This is a genomic window from Dactylosporangium fulvum (assembly GCF_025137375.1).
Classification (GTDB): domain Bacteria; phylum Actinomycetota; class Actinomycetes; order Mycobacteriales; family Micromonosporaceae; genus Dactylosporangium; species Dactylosporangium fulvum.
The window spans coordinates 2,636,159-2,653,946 of sequence record NZ_CP073720.1; the positions used below are offsets into that span (position 1 = coordinate 2,636,159).

Consider the following 17,788-nt stretch of genomic DNA (forward strand, 5'->3'; position numbering starts at 1 on the left):
CGAATTGGTGTACGGTGATCGCATGATGGACCTGGCGTACCAGCCCTCGATGTTCGACACCGCCGTCGCCGCCGAGCCGTCGCTCGGGCTGCTCGCCGGGCGCGTGGTGCGACACGAGCTGAGCCGCGGCGCGTGGATCGACCATCTTCCCGGCTGGGTGCTCGGCAGCGACGCGGTCCTGCGGACCCTGCTGGACGACGTCGACTGGCGTGCCGAGCGCCGCAAGATGTATGACGGTGTGGTCGACGTGCCGCGCCTGCTGCGGTGGTATGGCGGGGCCGAGACCCTGCCGCACCCGTTGCTGACCGACGCGCGGCGCAGGCTCACGATGCACTACGTCGAGGAGCTCGGCGAGCCGTTCGTGAGCGCCGGCATGTGTCTCTACCGCGACGGGCGCGACAGCGTCGCCTGGCACGGCGACACGATCGGCCGGGGCGCCCGGTTCGACACCATGGTCGCGATCGTGTCGTTCGGGTCGCCGCGTTCGCTGCTGCTGCGGCCGCGGGGCGGCGGGGAGAGCCTGCGGTTCCCGCTCGGCCACGGTGACCTCGTTGTGATGGGCGGCTCCTGCCAGCGCACCTGGGAGCACGCGGTGCCGAAGACGGCCCGCCCGGTCGGGCCGCGGGTCAGCGTGCAGTTCCGTCCCGCGGGCGTCGCCTGATCCGCACATCGTGGTGCTCGATCTCTCGATGCGTGACTCGCCGGTCGACCTCCCGTATCGTGAGAACGGCTCGGAAAGCGAGAAGGTGAGCCGGATGGACCAGGTCGATCGTTTCGCGGTGTTCCCGGAGTTGCACATCACGGTCGACCCGTTGCCCAACCGGGCGATCCGCGTGCGGGTCGCCGGCGAGATCACCGTCGAGAACGTGGCCCAGCTGCGCACGGTGCTCTTCCGCGCCATCGACGACGTCCGGGCCACCGCGGTCGAGGTCGACGTCAGCCTGGTGACGTTCATCGACTCCACCGGCATCGGCAAGCTGGTCGGCGCGCGGGCACACGCCCGCGGCAACAACAGCGACCTGTGGATCGTCAACCCCAGCCCCGGCGTCCGGCGCGTGCTGAGCCTGCTCGGGCTGCTCGACGCGCTCAGCGGGCCGCCCGCCGGACGCGAGCGCCCGGCGGCGGGCTGGGCCCCGCCGAAGTCGGCCTGACGCGCTTCCGGCCCGCTTCCGGCCGAGGGCTCAGGCGCCCATGGCGCGGGCCAGCCTGCGCACGCCCTCCTCGAGGAGGTCCGGCGGCGCGGCGGCGAACGTCAGGCGCAGATGGGCGCCGTCCGGCTCGGCGGCGAACCACGGGCGGCCCGGGAAGACGACCACCTGTTCCGCGGCCGCCGCCGTGGTCACCGCGACGTCGTCGGTCCCTTCGGGGAGGCCGGCCCAGACGTGCATGCCCCCGCGCGGCACGACCTCCGGCAGCAACTCCGGCAGGTGCCGGCGCAGCGCGTCGAGCAGCGCGTCGCGGCGCACGCGCAGGGCGGTGCGCAGCGCGCGCAGATGACGGGGCCAGGCCGGCGACGTGACCAGGTCGAGCGCGGCCTGCTGCAGGGGACCGGCGACGAAGAAGTCGTCGAGCACCCGCGCCGAGCGCAGGCGGGCACCCGCGGCGCCACGCGCGCCGATCGCGGCCACCCGCAGGCCCGGCGCCGCCGACTTGGTGAGCGAGCGCAGATAGACGACGTGCCCGTCCGGGTCGTCGGCGACCAGCGGCGGGGGAGGGTCGCCGTCGATGGTGAGGTCGCGGGCGTAGTCGTCCTCCAGCAGGAACGCACCGGCCTCCCGCACGGCCTCGAGGGTCGCCGCGCGCCGGTCGCCGGCCAGCGTCGCGCCGTGCGGGTTGGCGTGGAGCGGCTGGCAGTAGAAGAGGCGGGCACCGGTGCGGCGGAACGCGGCCGAGAGCAGGTCCGGGCGGACCCCGTCGGCGTCGGCCGGGACCGGCACCACCCGCAGGCCGGCGGCCCGCGCGGCGGCGAGCGCGCCGAGATAGGTCGGCGCCTCGACCAGCACGGCGTCGCCGGGGCTCAGCAGGGCACGGAACGCCGTCGACAGCGCCGGCTGCCCGCCGGGGCACACGACCAGGTCGTCGGCGCGCAGCGCGCCGCCGGTGGTGCGGGCGAACCAGGCGCGCAGGTCCTCCCGGCCCTCCACCGGGCCGCGCTGCCACGACGCGGGATGGCGGGCCGCGCGGGCGAGTGCCGCGCCGAGGGCCGCCGCCGGCTGGAGGTCCTCGTCGAGGTATCCGCCGGAGAGCGGGACGCTGCCCGGGCGCGGGACGGCGAGCAGGGCCTGCATCGCGTCCTCGCCGGGCGGCCGGGGACCGAGCGCGATCGACTGCCAGGACAGGTCCGCGCGCCGTCCGGCGGCCGGCCGCGGCCCGGCCACGAACGTCCCGCGGCCCGGTCGCGCGTCGACGACCCCCTCCGCCACCAGCCGGCGGACCGCCCGCGCCACGGTCACCGGCGACGCCTGGTGCCGCGCGGTCAGCTCGCGCACGGTCGGCAGCCGGGTGCCGGCGGGGGAGTCCCGCGCCAGCGCTCGGAGATCTTGGATAACGCGGACGGCTGCGTTATCGTCATTCATGAGAGACAAGGATAGCGCTACCGCATCCCGATGGATAACAGAGCGGGCCGTGACCGGCGCCGCGCTCGGTGCGCTGGGGGTGCTCGCGTTCAGCATGTCGCTGCCCGCCACGCGGGTCGCGGTCGAGGATCTCGACGCGTGGTTCGTGGCGTTCGGCCGGGCCGTCGGCGCCGGCCTGCTCGCGGTGGCGTATCTCGCGGTGTCGCGCGCCCCGCGCCCGACCGCCGGCCAGTGGCGGCGGCTCGCCGTGGTCGCGCTGGGCGTGGTCGCGGGCTTTCCGCTGTTCACCTCCCTCGCGTTGCAGACGCAGACGGCGGCGCATGGCGCGGTGGTCATCGCGGTGCTGCCCGCCGTGACGGCCGGCTTCGCGGTGCTGCGGGCCGGCGAGCGCCCGTCGCGCGGGTTCTGGCTGGCCGGTGCCGCGGGCCTGGGTGCCGTGCTGACGTTCCTGGTCGCGAGCGGCGCGGTGCGCGGCGCGGTGGGCCTGGCGGACCTGTACCTGCTGGCGGCCGTCGCGCTGTGCGGCCTCGGGTACGCCGAAGGCGGTGCCCTGGCCCGCGAGCTGGGCGGCGCGCGGACGATCTGCTGGGCGCTCGTGCTGTCGTTGCCGGTGACGACGGCGATCACGGCGGTCGCCGCGCTCCGGCACCCGCCGCACGCCTCGGCCGCGGCCTGGACCGGGTTCGGCTACGTGACGCTGGTGTCGATGTTCCTGGGCTTCTTCGCGTGGTACGGCGGCCTGGCGCGCGGCGGCGTGGCCCGCGTCGGCCAGCTCCAGCTGGCTCAGCCGGTGCTGACGATGGCCTGGTCGGCGGTGCTGCTGGGCGAGGCGGTCCCAGTGGTGGCGGTGGCCGCCGCGGCGGCGGTGCTGGTGTGCGTGGCGCTGACGCAACGTCTCCGCACGGCGTCCCCTGTTCCGGCGGCCCGGGTCGCACCGCATTGACCTTGTTGGACGTCCGTGGTCCCAGCGGAGTCAACCAGGCTAGCCTCCTAGGACGCTAGAGAGGGAGTGGTGGTCGCAGTACGGTCGGAGGGGTGCGGATCGCGTTTGCTGCTGACGACTCCAACGACACGACCCGGGCCGTTGTCGAGCACATCGTGGCGGGCGGGCACGAGGTGCTCGACCTCAACGCGCCGGACGTGCCCTGGCCCGATCTCGGCACGGCCGTGGGACACGCCGTCGCCGACGGGCGGGCGGACTTCGGTGTTGTCATGTGCTGGACCGGCACGGGCACGGCGATCGCGGCCAACAAGGTGCCCGGTGCCGTCGCCGCCGTCGCCTGGGAGCCGTGGATCGCGCGCGGGGCGCGGTTGTGGAACGACGCGAACGTGCTCGCGATGAGTCTCAAGCGGCTGGCGCCCGACGTCGCCGTCGAAGTGTTGCAGGCGTTTCTCGACGTGCCGGCGCCCGATCCGGACGAGGCCGCGAACATTGCGCTGCTCAAGGCGCCATTGACCAATCCGTGACCTGACAAAGGTTTTTGTGGTGCAACCGGGCAGCCGAGCCCGTGGTCTTTGCACATTGAACGGCGACGCACATCGCCGTCAACGCGAAGCAGCACACCACCGGCTCCGTCGGCGTTTCGGCGATCCTCGTGGTGGGCGCGGTGCATGCCCGTGCCCTGTCCACAAAGGAGGGTCCACAGTAGACGTCGGCTGATCCGTGCTGCCCGCGTCCGAGTTCGGTCTCCGCGGCCAACCAACCGCGGCATCCGGGAAGGTTCGACACGTGAATATGAGAGCGAGCGCGCTGGTGGCCGGCCTGGCCACGGCGACTCTTGTGCTGTCCGCATGTGGAGGCGGTTCAGACAACGACGATACCAGCAAGGCGAACGGCCAGAAAGGCGGCGGATTCAACGCCGCGCTGTCCGGTGTGGTCAATCCGTCCGACAAGAAGGGTGGCACGCTCAAGCTCGTCAGCCACGACGACCCGGACTCGTTCGACCCGGTCCGCACCTACTACGCGTGGGTGTTGAACTTCAGCAAGGGCTACTACGCCCGGACGCTGCTGACCAACGAGGCCAAGCCGGGTGAGGACGGTCTCAAGCTGGTTCCCGACCTGGCGGCCGAGATGCCGAAGATCGAGGACGGCGGCAAGAAGTACACCTTCACGCTGAAGGACGGTGTCAAGTTCGAGGACGGCTCGCCGATCACCTCGAAGGACATCAAGTACGGCATCGAGCGCAACTTCGCGGCCGACGTGCTCTCCGGCGGCCCGCCGTACCTGGCCAAGGTGTTGGACCAGGGCCAGTCGTACCCCGGCCCGTACAAGGATGCCGACCCGAACAAGCTGGGTCTGAAGTCCGTGCAGACGCCGGACGACAAGACGATCGTCTTCACGCTGAAGGAGCCGCTGAGCGACTTCCAGTACCTGCTCGCCATGCCCGGCGCGAGCCCGCTGCCGCAGGCGAAGGACAACGGCGCCAAGCACGGTGACAAGCCGTTCTCCTCGGGTCCGTACAAGTTCCAGTCGTACGACGCCGGCAAGAAGGCCGTCCTCGTCCGCAACGAGCACTGGGACCCGAAGACCGACACCGTGCGCAAGGCCCTGCCGGACCAGATCGACCTGACCATCGGCGCCGCGCCGGAGGAGATCGACAACCAGCTGCTTTCCGGTGACGTCGACGTCGACGTCGCGCAGACCGGTGTGCAGCAGGGTGCGCAGCCGAAGGTCCTGCTGAACGCCGACAAGAAGAAGAACGCGGACACGCCGGTGACCGGCTTCATCCGGTACTTCTCGGTCAGCACCAAGGTCGCCCCGTTCGACAACATCCACTGCCGCAAGGCCGTGCAGTACGCGACCGACAAGACCACGATGCAGACCGCTCGTGGTGGCGCGGACGCCGGTGGTGACATCGGCATCAACATGCTGCCGCCGACCCTGGCCGGTCACGACGACTACGACCCGTACAACACCAAGTCGGGCAAGCCGCAGATCGACAAGGCGAAGGAGGAGCTGAAGCTGTGCGGTAAGCCGGACGGCTTCGAGACCGTGCTCGCGACCCGTAACGCTGGCAAGGAGCCGAAGAGTGCCGAGGCGCTGCAGCAGGCGCTGGCGGCGGTCGGCATCAAGGCGCGCCTCGACCCGCAGGACGCGTCGCTGTACTTCAGCTCGATCATCGGTTCGCCGTCCAACGTGCACGCCAAGGGCTACGGCCTGATGATGGCCGGCTGGGGCGCCGACTTCCCGACCGCGTCCGGCTTTCTGCAGGTGCTCGTCGACGGCCGGCTGATCCTGGAGAGCGGCAACAACAACTACGCCGAGCTCGAGAACAGCGAGATCAACAGCCTGATCGACAAGGCCCGGGCGGAGAGCGACCCGGCGAAGGCCGCGGACATCTGGAAGCAGATCAACCACATCGTCATGGACGAGGCCGTCATGGTGCCGTTCGTGTTCGACAAGGCGCTGAACTACCGCAACCCCCGGCTGACCAACGTGTTCGTCACCCAGTACTACGGGATGTACGACTTCGGCAGCCTGGGTGTCATGAGCTGACCGCGCGGGTGTTGCCCGGGTCGACGAGGGACTTCCCGGGCATGCGGTGACGCGCGCGGCCGTTCTTCCTCCTTGGGGCGGCCGCGTGTGTCCGGCTCGGATCCGGGACCCGACGGATCCGAGCCGCATCACCGTTCAGAACATCGGCAGGACGGGGTCTAGTACCGCACGATCAGCGCGATCCGGCCGTCGGCCGCCAGGTTGCCGTCGCGGACGAAGGTCACGTTGCCGTCGTTGCGGGCCACCATCTCCACGATGTCGTCCACCGCGTCGTCGACGAGCGTGCCGGGTTCGTCGCGGTGCGGCTCCTGGTCCGGCGGGTGGAGATGGTCGCCGTGGACCCAGGCCGCGCTGTGGAAGCCCTCCTCGACGAGCAGGTGCGCGGCGCGCCCCTGGTTGGCGAGGGTCCACACCTCGGCCAGGCCGGCGGCGAACCGGTTCGCGCCGCGGGCCACGTCCAGCGCCTCGAGCGCCGCCACCTGCTGGATGCTGGTGTGGGCGTCGAGCTGCTGGGCCAGGACGCGGTACACGTCGTGCGGCCCGGCGCGGTCGTAGTTGCCCCGGACGGCGCCGGCGATCGGCCGGCCCCACTCGTCGGCGAAGAACGCGAGGTACCGCTCCACGCCGAGGACAAAGACGGGCCGCGAGTCCAGCGCGTCGATCTCGGCGAGGGCCGAGGTGATGTCGCGGAAGAACTGCCGGTGCCGCTCGTCGCGGTGGGCGCTCGGCCGCTGCCCGTAGTCGCGGGGCAGGCCCGTCGTGCCGCCCGGCCCCTCGTGGGTGAACGGGAAGCCGTGCGAGTGCACCTCGACCAGGTCCGCGCCGTCGCCGCTCCACAGCCGGGTCGGCTGCTCGGACAGCACCAGCGCCCAGTAGCGGTGCCGCCGGGCCGCGTCGGCGACCACGTCGCGCACCTCGTACGTGTTGCCGACCACCACTCGTTCCTGGACCGGGGAGTCGAGCAGCCGGACGTGCACCTGCCCCGGCGACGCGAACAGCGCGAGCCCTTCGCTGACCTGCCGCAGGTCGACGTGCGCGGCGGCCTCGGCGATCTCCTCGTACACCTGGGTCGCCACCGACTGCGGCACCGCCTCGTCGTCGTCCAGGCGGCGTTTCGCCTCCGACAGCAGGTTGCGCAGCCGGATCGGATCCTGTTGGTTCTCCGGCGGGGTGCGGTGGGTCGGCATCAGCAGCGAGACCGCCGGATAGCCGCTCGGTGTCAGCCTCGCCAGATCCTTCACCGTCATGCGCCCACGGTCCCCCTGCCGCGCGCCACCAGACTCGCCCGTCCCGAGTGACCTTACGATCCTGACGTGGGCAAAGCATTCGCCGGGCCGCCCCTCCGCCGGGGCGGCCCTGCCCAGTCATGGTCGGGTTGGCACGGTATTGACAGTCGTTGAAATCCGCGGATTCAATAGGCCCGCCGGAATCACCTCCTGACGAAGGCCGGGCAGCGATGACGGAACGGGTCTCTGTCGGGTTCACCGGCGGTCGCGGTGGCGTGTGTGGACTGAGCTGGGGTCAGATCGCGATCTGGCGGGCGATCCAGCGTCTCGTCCCCGACGACGCGAGCCTCAACATGAGCTGGGTGACCGCTCTGGAGGACGAGGGCGTCTCGTTCGGCACGCCGCTCGCCCGGATCACGGACACCGTCGCGTCGGTCATGGCGCGCCACGAGTCGCTGCGGACGAGGGTCCGGGTCGACGACGTCCACGGCCCGCAGCAGCTGCTCGCCCGTGACGGCACCATCGAGGTGGAGGTCGTCGACGCCACCCGCGAGACCGCGGCGGCGGCGGCGAAGGAGCTGCAACGCCGGCTCACCGAGCCCGCGTTCGACTACGCCGGCGAGTGGCCGCTGCGGGTCGGCGCGGTCCGCGTGGACGGGGAGGACGTCGTCACCCACGCCGTCTTCGCCATCTGCCATCTCGTCACCGACCGCGGTGGCCTCACCGCCCTCGTCCGGGACGTCCTCGCCGCCCTCGCCGGCCGGCCCACCACCGACCCGCCCGACCGGCAGCCGTACGAGCAGGCGCTGCACCAGGCGTCCGAGGCCGGCCGCCGGCAGAGCGACAAGGCGCTGCGGTACTGGGCACGCCACCTCGCCGCCGTGCCGCGCGACCGGTTCGGCACGCCCGACGGCCCGCCCCGCTTCGTCAGCGTCACGCTCAGCTCACCCGCCGGCGACCGGGCGGTGAGTGTCCTCGCCGAGCGGGAGCAGGTCAGCAGCTCCGCCGTCATCCTGGCGGCCGCCGCCTGGCAGTTGGCCCGCCAGACCGGCGCCCGTGAGAGCGTCCTGCAGGTCATCGTCAGCAACCGGTTCCGCCCCGGGCTCGCCGACTCCGTCGGCCCCGCCTCGCAGGACGGGCTGTGTGTCGTCGAGGTCGGCGACGACGGCTTCGGGCCGGTGATCGGCCGGGCGATGCGCGCCTCGATGCAGGCGTATCTCCACGCGCAGTACGACCCGGTCGCCCTCGACACGCTGCTGGCCGACCTCGGCGACGTCGACCTGTCGTGCTCGTTCAACGACCGCCGCTTCGACGCGCAGACCCCAGTCTCGGCCGCCGCCGGGGTCACCGCCGACGGCATCAGGGCCGCCCTGCCGCACACCACGGTCTCCCGGGAACCGGTCGACCACTACGGCGCCCGCTACTTCCTGCACGTCAACGCCGTTCCCGGCACGCTGGACCTGACACTGTTCGCCGACACGAGCGTCTTCGACGAGACTAAGGTCGAGGAGCACCTGCGCGGCATCGAGCGGCTGGTCGTGGCCGAGGCCCTGCGCGTCCTGGACGCCACGGACACCGGGTCCGCGGACACCGAGCCCGCGGCCGCCGAGGCCCCGGTGTAGCCGGCCGTTGCCCGCCTACGCCGACGCCACCTCCTGCACGCCCGGCGCGACGCTGCGCTTCACGCTGCTCGACCCCGTCCCTGACGACGGTCCCGACACCGTCACCGTCCACGACGCCACCGACGACCGCGCCGTCCTCACCGCCGAGGTCACCGGCCCGGCGTGGGCGCTGGTGATCCCCGACGACTGGCCGAGCTCGCTCTACCGGGCCGTCTTCCGCCGCCACGCCGACGAGGTGTACTTCGTGGTCCGCCGCCCGGCGGGCCGGCCGGCGGCGCGGATCCTCGTCTCCGTGCCGTTCGCGACCTGGCAGGCGTACAACCGCTCGGGCGTGCCGGGGGAGGGCCTCTACTACGCCGAGGAGCCCACCCGCGCGGTCCGGGTCCCGTTCGACCGGCCCGGCGGCGGGCCGCCGCCCGAGCGGTGGGAGGAGGGGCTGCTGCGCTGGCTGCGCCCCGCCGGGTACCGCGCCGACTTCTGCTCCAACCTCGACCTGCACACCGGCGGCCCCGACCTGCTGGCCGGGTACCGGCTGCTGGTCGTCAACGGCCACGACGAGTACTGGTCCAAGGAGATGCGCGACGCCGTCGAGGCGTTCACCGCGGCCGGCGGCAACGTCGCCTACTTCGCCGCGAACACCGCCTATTGGCAGGCCCGCTTCGAGGACGGCGGCCGCACGATGGTCTGCTACCGCGACGCCGTCCGCGACCCGCTCGCCGCCACCGACCCGGCCCGTACCACGGTCGAGTGGGCGGCGGCCCCGGTGCACCGCCCCGAGAACACCATGACCGGCGTGAGCTACCGCCACGGCGCGGGCGCGTGGGGCGACTTCATGGACGTCATGAAGGAGACCGACTACACCGCCCGCTTCACCGACCACTGGGTCTTCGCCGGCACCGGCCTGCGCGACGGCGACCGGTTCGCGCTCGGCGCGGTGGGTTACGAGACCGACGCGGCCCTCTTCGAGGAGCGCGGCGGCGTGCCCCGGGCGACCGGCCGGGACGGCACCCCGCCGTCGTTCGTCATCCTGGCCACCGCCGACCTGCGCCACTGGCGCCGCTTCGGCCAGGGCGGCCACGCCACGATGGGGATGTTCCGCCTCGGCGCCGGCACCGTCTTCAACGCCGCGACGGTGAACTGGGGCAACACCATCGCCGACCCGGTCGTCGACCGCATCACCCGCAACGTGCTGGACCGGCTCTCGGCCCCGCCGGTGCCGGGCCGGTGGGACGTGATCGGCCGCGCGCCGCGGCTGCGGTCGATGGTCGCCTGCGAGCACACCTTCTGGGGCCTGCTCGGCGACGGCTCCCTCGTCGCCCGTGCGGCGGGCCCGCAGAATCTCCCCTGGCACCCGGTGGACGCCGGTGCCGCACCGGAGCCGGATCCGCCGGTCTGCCTGGCGGCGCCGCGGGAGGCGGTGTGCGGGATGCCGGTGGGGCTCTACGCGGTGACCGGGCGGGGCCGGTTGCTGTACCGGGACCCGACCGCCGGGCCGGCGCCGTGGTCCGAGGTCGGCGCCGGCCCCGGCGCCGGGTCTGCCGCCGGTCCGGTGACCGCTCTCGCGAGCGCGGACGGAACCCTCTTCGCGGTCACCGCCGGCGACCGGCTGTGGTGCCTGCCGCTGGCCCGGCTCGCCGAGGGCGACCGCACCTGGCGGCCGGCCGGCGGCGCCGGGGGCACGGTCGCCCTCACCGCCGCGAGCGGGCTCCTCCTCGCCGCCGACCGGCGGGGGCGCCTGCGGTACCGCGCCCCGGCACCGGATCCGGTGCCCTGGACGGACCTGGGCACCGCGGCCGGGCACACCGTCGCCGGCTACGACGGCCGTGTCGTGGCGGTGACGACCGGCGGCCTTCTAGAGTGGCGGGAAATCGCTCCGATCCGGGGTGTCGAGAAGCCCCGGCCCCGTTCGTCGTCCTGACGAGACCGCGCAGGACGGGAGGATTCAACGGTGAGATTCATGATGCTGGTGGTCGTCGACGGCCCCGTCGGTGACGGGCCGACCGGCGACGACGTCGAGAGTTGGGTCAAGGAGATGGACGACCGGGGCATCCGCGTGTTCGGCAACCGGGTCGTGTCGCCGTCCGAGGCGACGACCGTGCGGGTCCGCAGTGGTGACGTGCTGCTCACCGACGGGCCGTTCGCCGAGACCAAGGAGCAGATGGCCGGCTTCGACATCATCGAGTGCGAGTCGATGGACCAGGCGGTCGAGATCGCCGCCGAGCACCCGGCCGCCCGCCACGGGCGCATCGAGGTCCGGCCGTTCTGGGAGGGTCAGGCCTGATGAAGTACCTGCTGCTCGTCGTCGGGGACGGCACCGAACCGGCCGACCCCGACGACGCCGACCCGACGCCCTGGGTCGACGAGATGGACGGCCGCGGCGTCCGGCTGCTCGGCGAACGGCTCGCCGACCCCGCCGACGCGGTCACCGTGCGGGTCCGCGACGGCGAGGTGCTGCGCATCGACGGGCCGTTCGCCGAGACCAAGGAGCAGATCGGCGGCTTCGACATCATCGAGGCCGCAGACCTCGACGAGGCGATCGCGATCGCGGCGAAGCACCCCGTCACGAGGTTCGGCATGATCGAGGTGCGGCCGTTCTGGCAACCGTAGACGACGTCCGGGACACGGTCGCGGCCGTCTACGCCGACGAGTGGGGCCGGATCGTGGCGACGCTGATCCGGCTCACCGGCGACTGGGACCTCGCCGAGGAGTGCGCCCAGGACGCGTTTGCCCAGGCGCTCACCCGCTGGCCCGCCGACGGCATCCCGCGGCGGCCCGGCGCGTGGCTGACCACGACCGCGCGCAACCGTGCCCTCGACCGGCTGCGCCGCAGCGCCGTCGAGGCGGAGAAACTGCGGGAGATCGCCATGGAACCACCCGCGGATCCCTGGGACGGGACGCCGGACGACGACGAGCAGCCCGTGCGGGACGACCGCCTCCAGCTGATCTTCACCTGCTGCCATCCGGCGCTCGCCCTCGACGCCCGGGTGGCGCTCACCCTGCGCACCCTGGCCGGGCTCGGCACGGCCGAGATCGCGCGGGCGTTCCTGGTGTCCGAGACCACGATGGCGCAGCGGCTGGTCCGCGCCAAGAACAAGATCCGCCGCTCCGGCATCCCGTTCCGGGTGCCGCCCGCGCACCTGCTGCCCGATCGGCTCACCGCCGTCCTCGCCGTGCTGTACCTGCTGTTCAACGAGGGCTACACCGCCAGCGCCGGCGCCGAGCTCGTCCGGACCGGGCTGAGCGGCGAGGCGATCCGGCTCGCCCGCGTGCTCGCCGCGCTGATGCCTGACGAGCCGGAGGTACACGGCCTGCTCGCGCTCATGCTGCTGCACGAGGCGCGCCGGGCCGGGCGGCTCGACGCGGAGGGTGACCTGGTGCCGCTGGAAGAGCAGGACCGCTCCACCTGGGACCGGGACCGGATCGCCGAGGGGATCGCCGTCCTCGACCGGGCCCTGCGCCGCCGCCGCGCCGGCCGCTACCAGATCCAGGCCGCCATCGCCGCGTGCCACGCCTCCGCCGCCGACGCCGCCGAGACCGACTGGCCGCAGATCAGCCTGTTGTACCGGCAGCTGGCCCATATCACGCCGGGGCCGGTCGTCGAGCTCAACCGGGCCGTCGCCGTGGCCATGGCCGACGGGCCCGCGGCCGGGCTCGCCCTCGTCGATGCGCTGCGGGCCTCCGATGAACTCGCCGGATACCATCTGCTGCCCGCCACCCGCGCCGACCTGCTGCGCCGTCTGGGCCGCGACGACGAGGCCGCCGAGGCGTACCGCGAGGCGCTCGACCTCGTCGCCAACGACGCCGTACGGCGCTACCTCACTCGCCGGCTCGCGATGGTTTCCGCCCCGGGTCCCGGGGCGGCGTGAGTTCGATCACCAGCGGTTGGCCCGTCCTCGCCGACTGTGCGAGGTTTGCCTGAGGCATGCCTCCACTTTCTGATCTGATGCGAGGAAAGGAGGTGGTCGAATGCGACGGATCAACCCGAAGGGCCGGGCAGAGCACGAGCGCGCCGTCGACGCGCTGCGCGCCTCTTACGCCGCGGTCCCGCCGGGCGACACGGTTCGCCTGGCGAAGAAGACGTCCAACCTGTTCCGCCCGAGATCCGCGGCCGGCTCGGCCGGGCTCGACGTCAGCGGCCTCGACGGAGTGGTGGCCGTCGACCCGGTCGCCCGCACCGCGGACGTGCAGGGCATGTGCACGTACGAGGACCTGGTCGACGCCACGCTCCCGCACGGCCTGATGCCGCTCGTGGTGCCGCAGCTGCGGACCATCACGCTCGGCGGTGCCGTCACCGGGCTCGGCATCGAGTCGACCTCGTGGAAACACGGCCTGCCGCACGAGTCGGTCACCGAGCTCGACATCCTCACCGGCGCGGGTGACGTGCTGACCGTCCGGCCCGAGGGGGAGCACGCCGACCTCTACGCGGCGTTCCCCAACTCGCTGGGCAGCCTCGGCTACGCCACCCGCCTGCGGATCGAGCTCCAGCCCATCGCCGACCGGGTCAGCCTGCGCAACCTGCGCTTCGACGACGTCGACGAGCTGCTCGAGGTGGTCGGCGAGGTGATGAAGACGGGTGAGCACGACGGCACACCCGTCGACGTCATGGACGGTGTCGTCTTCCGGCCCGGGGAGTCGTACCTCGTGCTCGGCACCTTCGGCGGTGACGGCCCGACCAGCGACTACACCGGCCAGGACATCTACTACCGGTCGCTGCGGTCGAAGGCCACCGACCGGCTCGCCGCCTACGACTACCTGTGGCGGTGGGACACCGACTGGTTCTGGTGCTCGGCCGCCTTCGGTGTCCAGCACCCCGCCGTCCGCCGCCTCTGGCCGAGGCGCTACCGGCGCAGCGACGTCTATCACCGCATCGTGCGGTTCGAGAACCGTCACGGCGTCGCCGCGCGGGTCGACCGGTGGCGCGGCCTTCCCGCACGGGAACGGGTCGTGCAGGACGTCGAGCTGCCCCTCGACCGGACCGGTGCGTTCCTGCGATGGTTCACGCAGCACGTACCGATGGCGCCCCTGTGGCTGTGTCCGCTGCGGCTGCGGAAACGTGAATGGCCGCTGTACCCGATGCACGCCGGGACGCCCTACGTGAACGTCGGCTTCTGGGGGACCGTCCCGATCGAGCCCGGCGCGGCCGACGGCGACGCCAACCGGGCCATCGAACAGCAGGTGTTCGAGCTCGGCGGCCACAAGTCCCTGTACTCCGACGCCTACTACGACCGCGGGACGTTCGACGAGCTCTACGGCGGCGCCGCCTACCGCGCCGTCAAGGACCGCTACGACCCCGATCACCGACTGACCGACCTCTACGACAAGGTTGTGGGGCGACGATGACCATCACCAACCGGCCACACACCGGCTCCTCCGCACCGGGCCGGCCACCCCGCCGGCGATTCGCCGTACCGAAGGTCGCGGACATCGTCCGCGCCGTCAGCACCGGCGAACCCGCCGTGCGGATCACCGCCTACGACGGCAGCACCGTCGGCCCCGCCGACGCGCCGATCGGCCTGCACCTCACCACCGAACGCGGCCTCTCCTACGTGCTGACGGCCCCCGGCGACCTCGGCATGGCCCGCGCCTACGTCACCGGCGACCTCGAGGTTCGCGGCGTGCACCCCGGCGACCCGTATGAGGCGCTGCGCCAGCTCACCACCGGCCTCCAGCTGCACCTGCCGTCCCCGGGCGAGGCGCTGCGGCTCGTCCGCGGCCTCGGCTGGGAGCGGCTGCGCCCGCCGCCGCCCCCGCCGCAGGAGGCCATCCCCGCCTGGCGCCGCACCGTCCAGGGCCTGCGGCACGGCCGCGGCCGCGACGCCGACGCCATCCACCACCACTACGACGTCTCCAACGCCTTCTACGAGAAGGTCCTCGGCCCGTCGATGACCTACACCTGCGCGGTGTTCCGCTCCGAGTCCGACACGCTGGAGCAGGCGCAGGCGAACAAGTACGACCTCGTCGCCGGCAAGCTGGCCCTCAAGCCGGGCCAGCGGCTGCTCGACGTCGGCTGCGGCTGGGGCGGCATGGTCCGGCACGCGGCCCGCGAATACGGGGTCCGTGCCCTCGGCGTCACGCTCTCCCGCGAGCAGGCGGAGTGGGCGCAGGCCGCCATCGAACGTGAAGGCCTCGGGCACCTCGCCGAGGTCCGGTACCTCGACTACCGCGACGCGCCGCTCGAGCACTTCGACGCGGTCAGCTCGATCGGCCTCACCGAGCACATCGGCGTGCGCAACTACCCGCGGTACCTCGGGGCGCTGCGCGACCGGCTCAAGCCCGGCGGCCGGCTGCTCAACCACTGCATCACCCGGTCCGACAACCGCGCCTCCCACAAGCCGGGCGCGTTCATCGACCGGTACGTGTTCCCCGACGGTGAGCTGGCCTCCCCGGGCCGGCTCGTCAGCGCCGTCCACGACGCCGCGTTCGAGGTGCAGCACGAGGAGAACCTCCGGCTGCACTACGCGCTGACGCTCGCCAGCTGGAACCGCAACCTCGTCGAGCGCTGGGACGACTGCGTCGCCGAGGTCGGCCTGGGCACCGCGCGGGTGTGGGGCCTGTACATGGCCGGCTCGCGGCTCGCCTTCGAACGCAACGAGATCCAGCTCCACCAGATCCTCGCCACGAAGACCACCCGGGACGGCGTGTCCTCCTACCCGCTGCGGCCCGACTGGACCGCTTGACCTGAAGGACGCTTGAGGTCCGGGCCTGGGACCATGAGCATTCTTGTCACCGGCGCGACCGGGCACGTGGCTCGCACGTGCCCGGTCGCTCGGCCGTTCTGCGGCACCGTTCGCGGCCTCCGGTGCCGGCCGGACCTTCCTCCGGGCGGGTGGTTTCGCGGCCGACACCCTCGGCCGGGTGGCGCAGTGACGGAGGTCACCGGCCATCCGGTGCGGACGTTCGTCGAGTGGGCCGCCGACCACCGTTCGGACCTTGTCTGACCGGCTTCGTCCGACAGGCTGCGTCGCGGTTCGGGCGCTCTCGGCTATCTCCCAGCAAGAACCCAGTTTCGGTGCAGGTGCGGTGTGCAAGGTGGATTTCATGAGTGACCAGGACCGCCAGTGGGACGCGCCGCCACCCTTCGCAGCGTCCGGGGAAACCGCCGCCGCCCCGGCGTCACCGGCCGCGCCCGCCCCGGCGTCACCGGCCGCGCCCGCCCCGGCGTCACCGGCCGCGCCCGCCTCGGGGGCACCGGCCTCCGAGAGCCCGGCCTCGTCCGCGCCCGCCTCGGGGATACCGGCGTCCGCGATTCCCGCCTCGGGCATTCCGGCGTCGGGTGTGCCCGCTTCGAGCGTGCCGGCCTCCGGTGCGCCCTGGGCCGCCCCCGGTGACGGCCGGCCCGCGCAGGACTGGCCGGCCAACGGGCAGGCCCAGACCGCGCAGTTGCCGGCCGCCGGCACGACCGGGGCGTTCTATCCCGCGTCGCCGGCTCCGGGCGCCCAGACCGCGCAGTTGCCGGGCATCGGCACCAGCGGGGCGTTCTATCCCGCGTCGCCGGCCCCGGGCGCCCAGACCGCGCAGTTGCCGGGCATCGGCACCAGCGGGGCGTTCCGTCCCGCGTCGCCGGCCCCGGGCGCCCCGACCACGCCGCTGCCAGGAATCGGCACCACCACGGCCTCGTTCCCGGCCACGCCGGTCACCGCCCCGCAGGGCTACCCCGGTGCGCCGACCACCCCGGCGACCACCCCGGCCTACCAGTCCGGCCCGATGGGCCACCTGGGCCAGCCGGGCGCGTTCGGGCACCCGGGACAGCCGGGACACCTGGGACAGCCGGGACACCCTGGGCCGCCCGGGTTCCCGCCTGCGCCGGGGCAGCCCGCACAGCCTGGCGCACGGCCCGGACGCGGCGGGCGGATCGCCGCCGTCGTCGCGGCCGCGGTGGTGCTGTCGGTCGGGTCGGCGTTCGCGGGCGGGCTCGTCGCCACCCGGTTCGCCGACGACCAGGGCGGGGACACCACCGTGGTGACCCGCAACGCCGCGCCGAACCTTGACCGGTCCTCGGTCGGCGGTGTCGCCGAGGCCGTACTGCCCAGCGTCGTCGACATCAGCACCGGCGAGTCCGAGGGCTCCGGCGTCATCATGACCGCCGACGGCCAGATCATCACCAACAATCACGTCGTGCAAGGCGCCACCAAACTGACCGTCACGTTCAGCAACGGCAAGACCGCCCAGGCCACCGTCGTCGGCACCGATCCCGCCGGGGACATCGCCATCATCAAGGCCCAGAACGTGTCCGGGCTGGCCGCGGCGAAGTTCGGTGACAGCGACGCCCTGCGGGTCGGTGACACCGTGCTCGCCGTCGGCAGCCCGCTCGGCCTGCAGGGCTCGGTCACCGCCGGCATCGTCAGCGCGCTGCACCGCACGATCAGCTCCGGCCAGCAGGGCGGCAAGTCGATCGCCGACGCCATCCAGACCGACGCCGCCATCAACCCCGGCAACTCCGGCGGTGCGCTGGTCAACCTGGCCGGCGAGGTCGTCGGGATCAACACCGCCATCGCCACGGCCGGCGAGAACAGCAACGGCAACATCGGGGTCGGCTTCGCCATCTCCGCCAACCGTGCCCGCGCCGCCGCAGAGCAGCTCGCCAAGGGCGGCAAGGTCAGCCACCCGTACCTCGGTGTGCAGCTGGCCGACGGCGCCGGCGGTGCGCTCATCGGCGGCGTGGTCGCCGGTGGCCCGGCCGACAAGGGCGGCCTCAAGAACGGCGACATCGTGACGAAGATCGGTAGCACCACGATCTCCGACGCCGCGGACCTCATCAACGCGGTCCAGGCGGCCAAGGTCGGCGATCAGCTCAAGGTGACCGTCCTGCGGGGCAACGGCGAGCAGACCGTCACGGTGACGCTCGGCGAGTCACCGTGACCTGAGACA

Annotated in this window: 15 protein-coding genes; 13 read left to right on the forward strand and 2 right to left on the reverse strand. The window is 72.9% G+C overall.

Annotated elements, in window-relative coordinates:
* The first annotated feature begins 25 nt into the window (after positions 1-25).
* Together Dfulv_RS12275 and Dfulv_RS12280 are read left to right on the forward strand one after the other, a co-directional pair.
* Positions 26-661 (forward strand): alpha-ketoglutarate-dependent dioxygenase AlkB, encoded by a 636-nt coding sequence (locus tag Dfulv_RS12275; protein WP_259867627.1) that lies wholly within the window; start codon positions 26-28, stop codon positions 659-661.
* Between the two features lie 94 nt (positions 662-755).
* Entirely contained in the window at positions 756-1,151 is a 396-nt protein-coding gene (locus Dfulv_RS12280; protein ID WP_259862965.1) for an STAS domain-containing protein, read from the forward strand.
* A 30-nt stretch (positions 1,152-1,181) separates the two neighbouring features.
* Here the strand turns inward: Dfulv_RS12280 and Dfulv_RS12285 are convergent, their stop codons facing one another.
* On the reverse strand, positions 1,182-2,576 hold the full coding sequence (locus Dfulv_RS12285; protein WP_259862967.1) for an aminotransferase-like domain-containing protein: 1,395 nt from the start codon (positions 2,574-2,576) through the stop codon (positions 1,182-1,184).
* Positions 2,577-2,625: 49 nt separating this feature from the next.
* Here Dfulv_RS12285 and Dfulv_RS12290 point away from each other — a divergent pair, with 49 nt between their 5' ends.
* The 3 genes from Dfulv_RS12290 to Dfulv_RS12300 all read left to right on the forward strand — a co-directional run bounded on the left by Dfulv_RS12290 (position 2,626) and on the right by Dfulv_RS12300 (position 6,072).
* Complete coding sequence (locus tag Dfulv_RS12290; RefSeq protein ID WP_259862969.1) at positions 2,626-3,519, forward strand: DMT family transporter; 894 nt, start codon at positions 2,626-2,628, stop codon at positions 3,517-3,519.
* Between the two features lie 92 nt (positions 3,520-3,611).
* On the forward strand, positions 3,612-4,043 hold the full coding sequence (locus Dfulv_RS12295; RefSeq protein WP_259862970.1) for an RpiB/LacA/LacB family sugar-phosphate isomerase: 432 nt from the start codon (positions 3,612-3,614) through the stop codon (positions 4,041-4,043).
* Positions 4,044-4,311: 268 nt separating this feature from the next.
* Complete coding sequence (locus tag Dfulv_RS12300; protein WP_259867630.1) at positions 4,312-6,072, forward strand: ABC transporter substrate-binding protein; 1,761 nt, start codon at positions 4,312-4,314, stop codon at positions 6,070-6,072.
* 158 nt (positions 6,073-6,230) lie between these two features.
* Here Dfulv_RS12300 and Dfulv_RS12305 read toward each other — a convergent pair whose 3' ends face one another.
* Positions 6,231-7,319 (reverse strand): AOC03_06830 family ribosome hibernation factor, encoded by a 1,089-nt coding sequence (locus tag Dfulv_RS12305; RefSeq protein ID WP_259862972.1) that lies wholly within the window; start codon positions 7,317-7,319, stop codon positions 6,231-6,233.
* A gap of 209 nt (positions 7,320-7,528) precedes the next feature.
* On the opposite strand from Dfulv_RS12305, the gene Dfulv_RS12310 reads away from it, so the two are divergent.
* The 8 genes from Dfulv_RS12310 (at position 7,529) to Dfulv_RS12345 (ending at position 17,779) form a co-directional block, all read left to right on the forward strand.
* Entirely contained in the window at positions 7,529-8,920 is a 1,392-nt protein-coding gene (locus tag Dfulv_RS12310) for a condensation domain-containing protein (protein ID WP_259862974.1), read from the forward strand.
* A gap of 7 nt (positions 8,921-8,927) precedes the next feature.
* Positions 8,928-10,838 (forward strand): N,N-dimethylformamidase beta subunit family domain-containing protein, encoded by a 1,911-nt coding sequence (locus Dfulv_RS12315; protein ID WP_259862976.1) that lies wholly within the window; start codon positions 8,928-8,930, stop codon positions 10,836-10,838.
* Between the two features lie 30 nt (positions 10,839-10,868).
* The gene (locus Dfulv_RS12320) at positions 10,869-11,201 is read left to right on the forward strand and encodes a YciI family protein (protein ID WP_319805790.1); all 333 of its coding nucleotides are present in this window, start codon (positions 10,869-10,871) and stop codon (positions 11,199-11,201) included.
* Complete coding sequence (locus Dfulv_RS12325) at positions 11,201-11,527, forward strand: YciI family protein (RefSeq protein ID WP_259862978.1); 327 nt, start codon at positions 11,201-11,203, stop codon at positions 11,525-11,527. The genes Dfulv_RS12320 and Dfulv_RS12325 overlap by 1 nt, the downstream gene beginning before the upstream one ends.
* Positions 11,515-12,786 (forward strand): RNA polymerase sigma factor, encoded by a 1,272-nt coding sequence (locus Dfulv_RS12330; RefSeq protein ID WP_319805837.1) that lies wholly within the window; start codon positions 11,515-11,517, stop codon positions 12,784-12,786. The genes Dfulv_RS12325 and Dfulv_RS12330 overlap by 13 nt, the downstream gene beginning before the upstream one ends.
* A 100-nt stretch (positions 12,787-12,886) precedes the next feature.
* Positions 12,887-14,260 carry an FAD-binding oxidoreductase gene (locus Dfulv_RS12335; RefSeq protein WP_259862980.1) on the forward strand — a complete coding sequence of 458 codons (1,374 nt, stop codon included), beginning with the start codon at positions 12,887-12,889 and terminating at the stop codon, positions 14,258-14,260.
* On the forward strand, positions 14,257-15,597 hold the full coding sequence (locus tag Dfulv_RS12340) for a class I SAM-dependent methyltransferase (protein WP_259862981.1): 1,341 nt from the start codon (positions 14,257-14,259) through the stop codon (positions 15,595-15,597). The genes Dfulv_RS12335 and Dfulv_RS12340 overlap by 4 nt, the downstream gene beginning before the upstream one ends.
* Before the next feature lie 361 nt (positions 15,598-15,958).
* Positions 15,959-17,779, forward strand: coding sequence for a trypsin-like peptidase domain-containing protein (locus Dfulv_RS12345; RefSeq protein ID WP_259862982.1), 1,821 nt, complete (start codon positions 15,959-15,961; stop codon positions 17,777-17,779).
* Positions 17,780-17,788 lie beyond the last annotated feature (9 nt).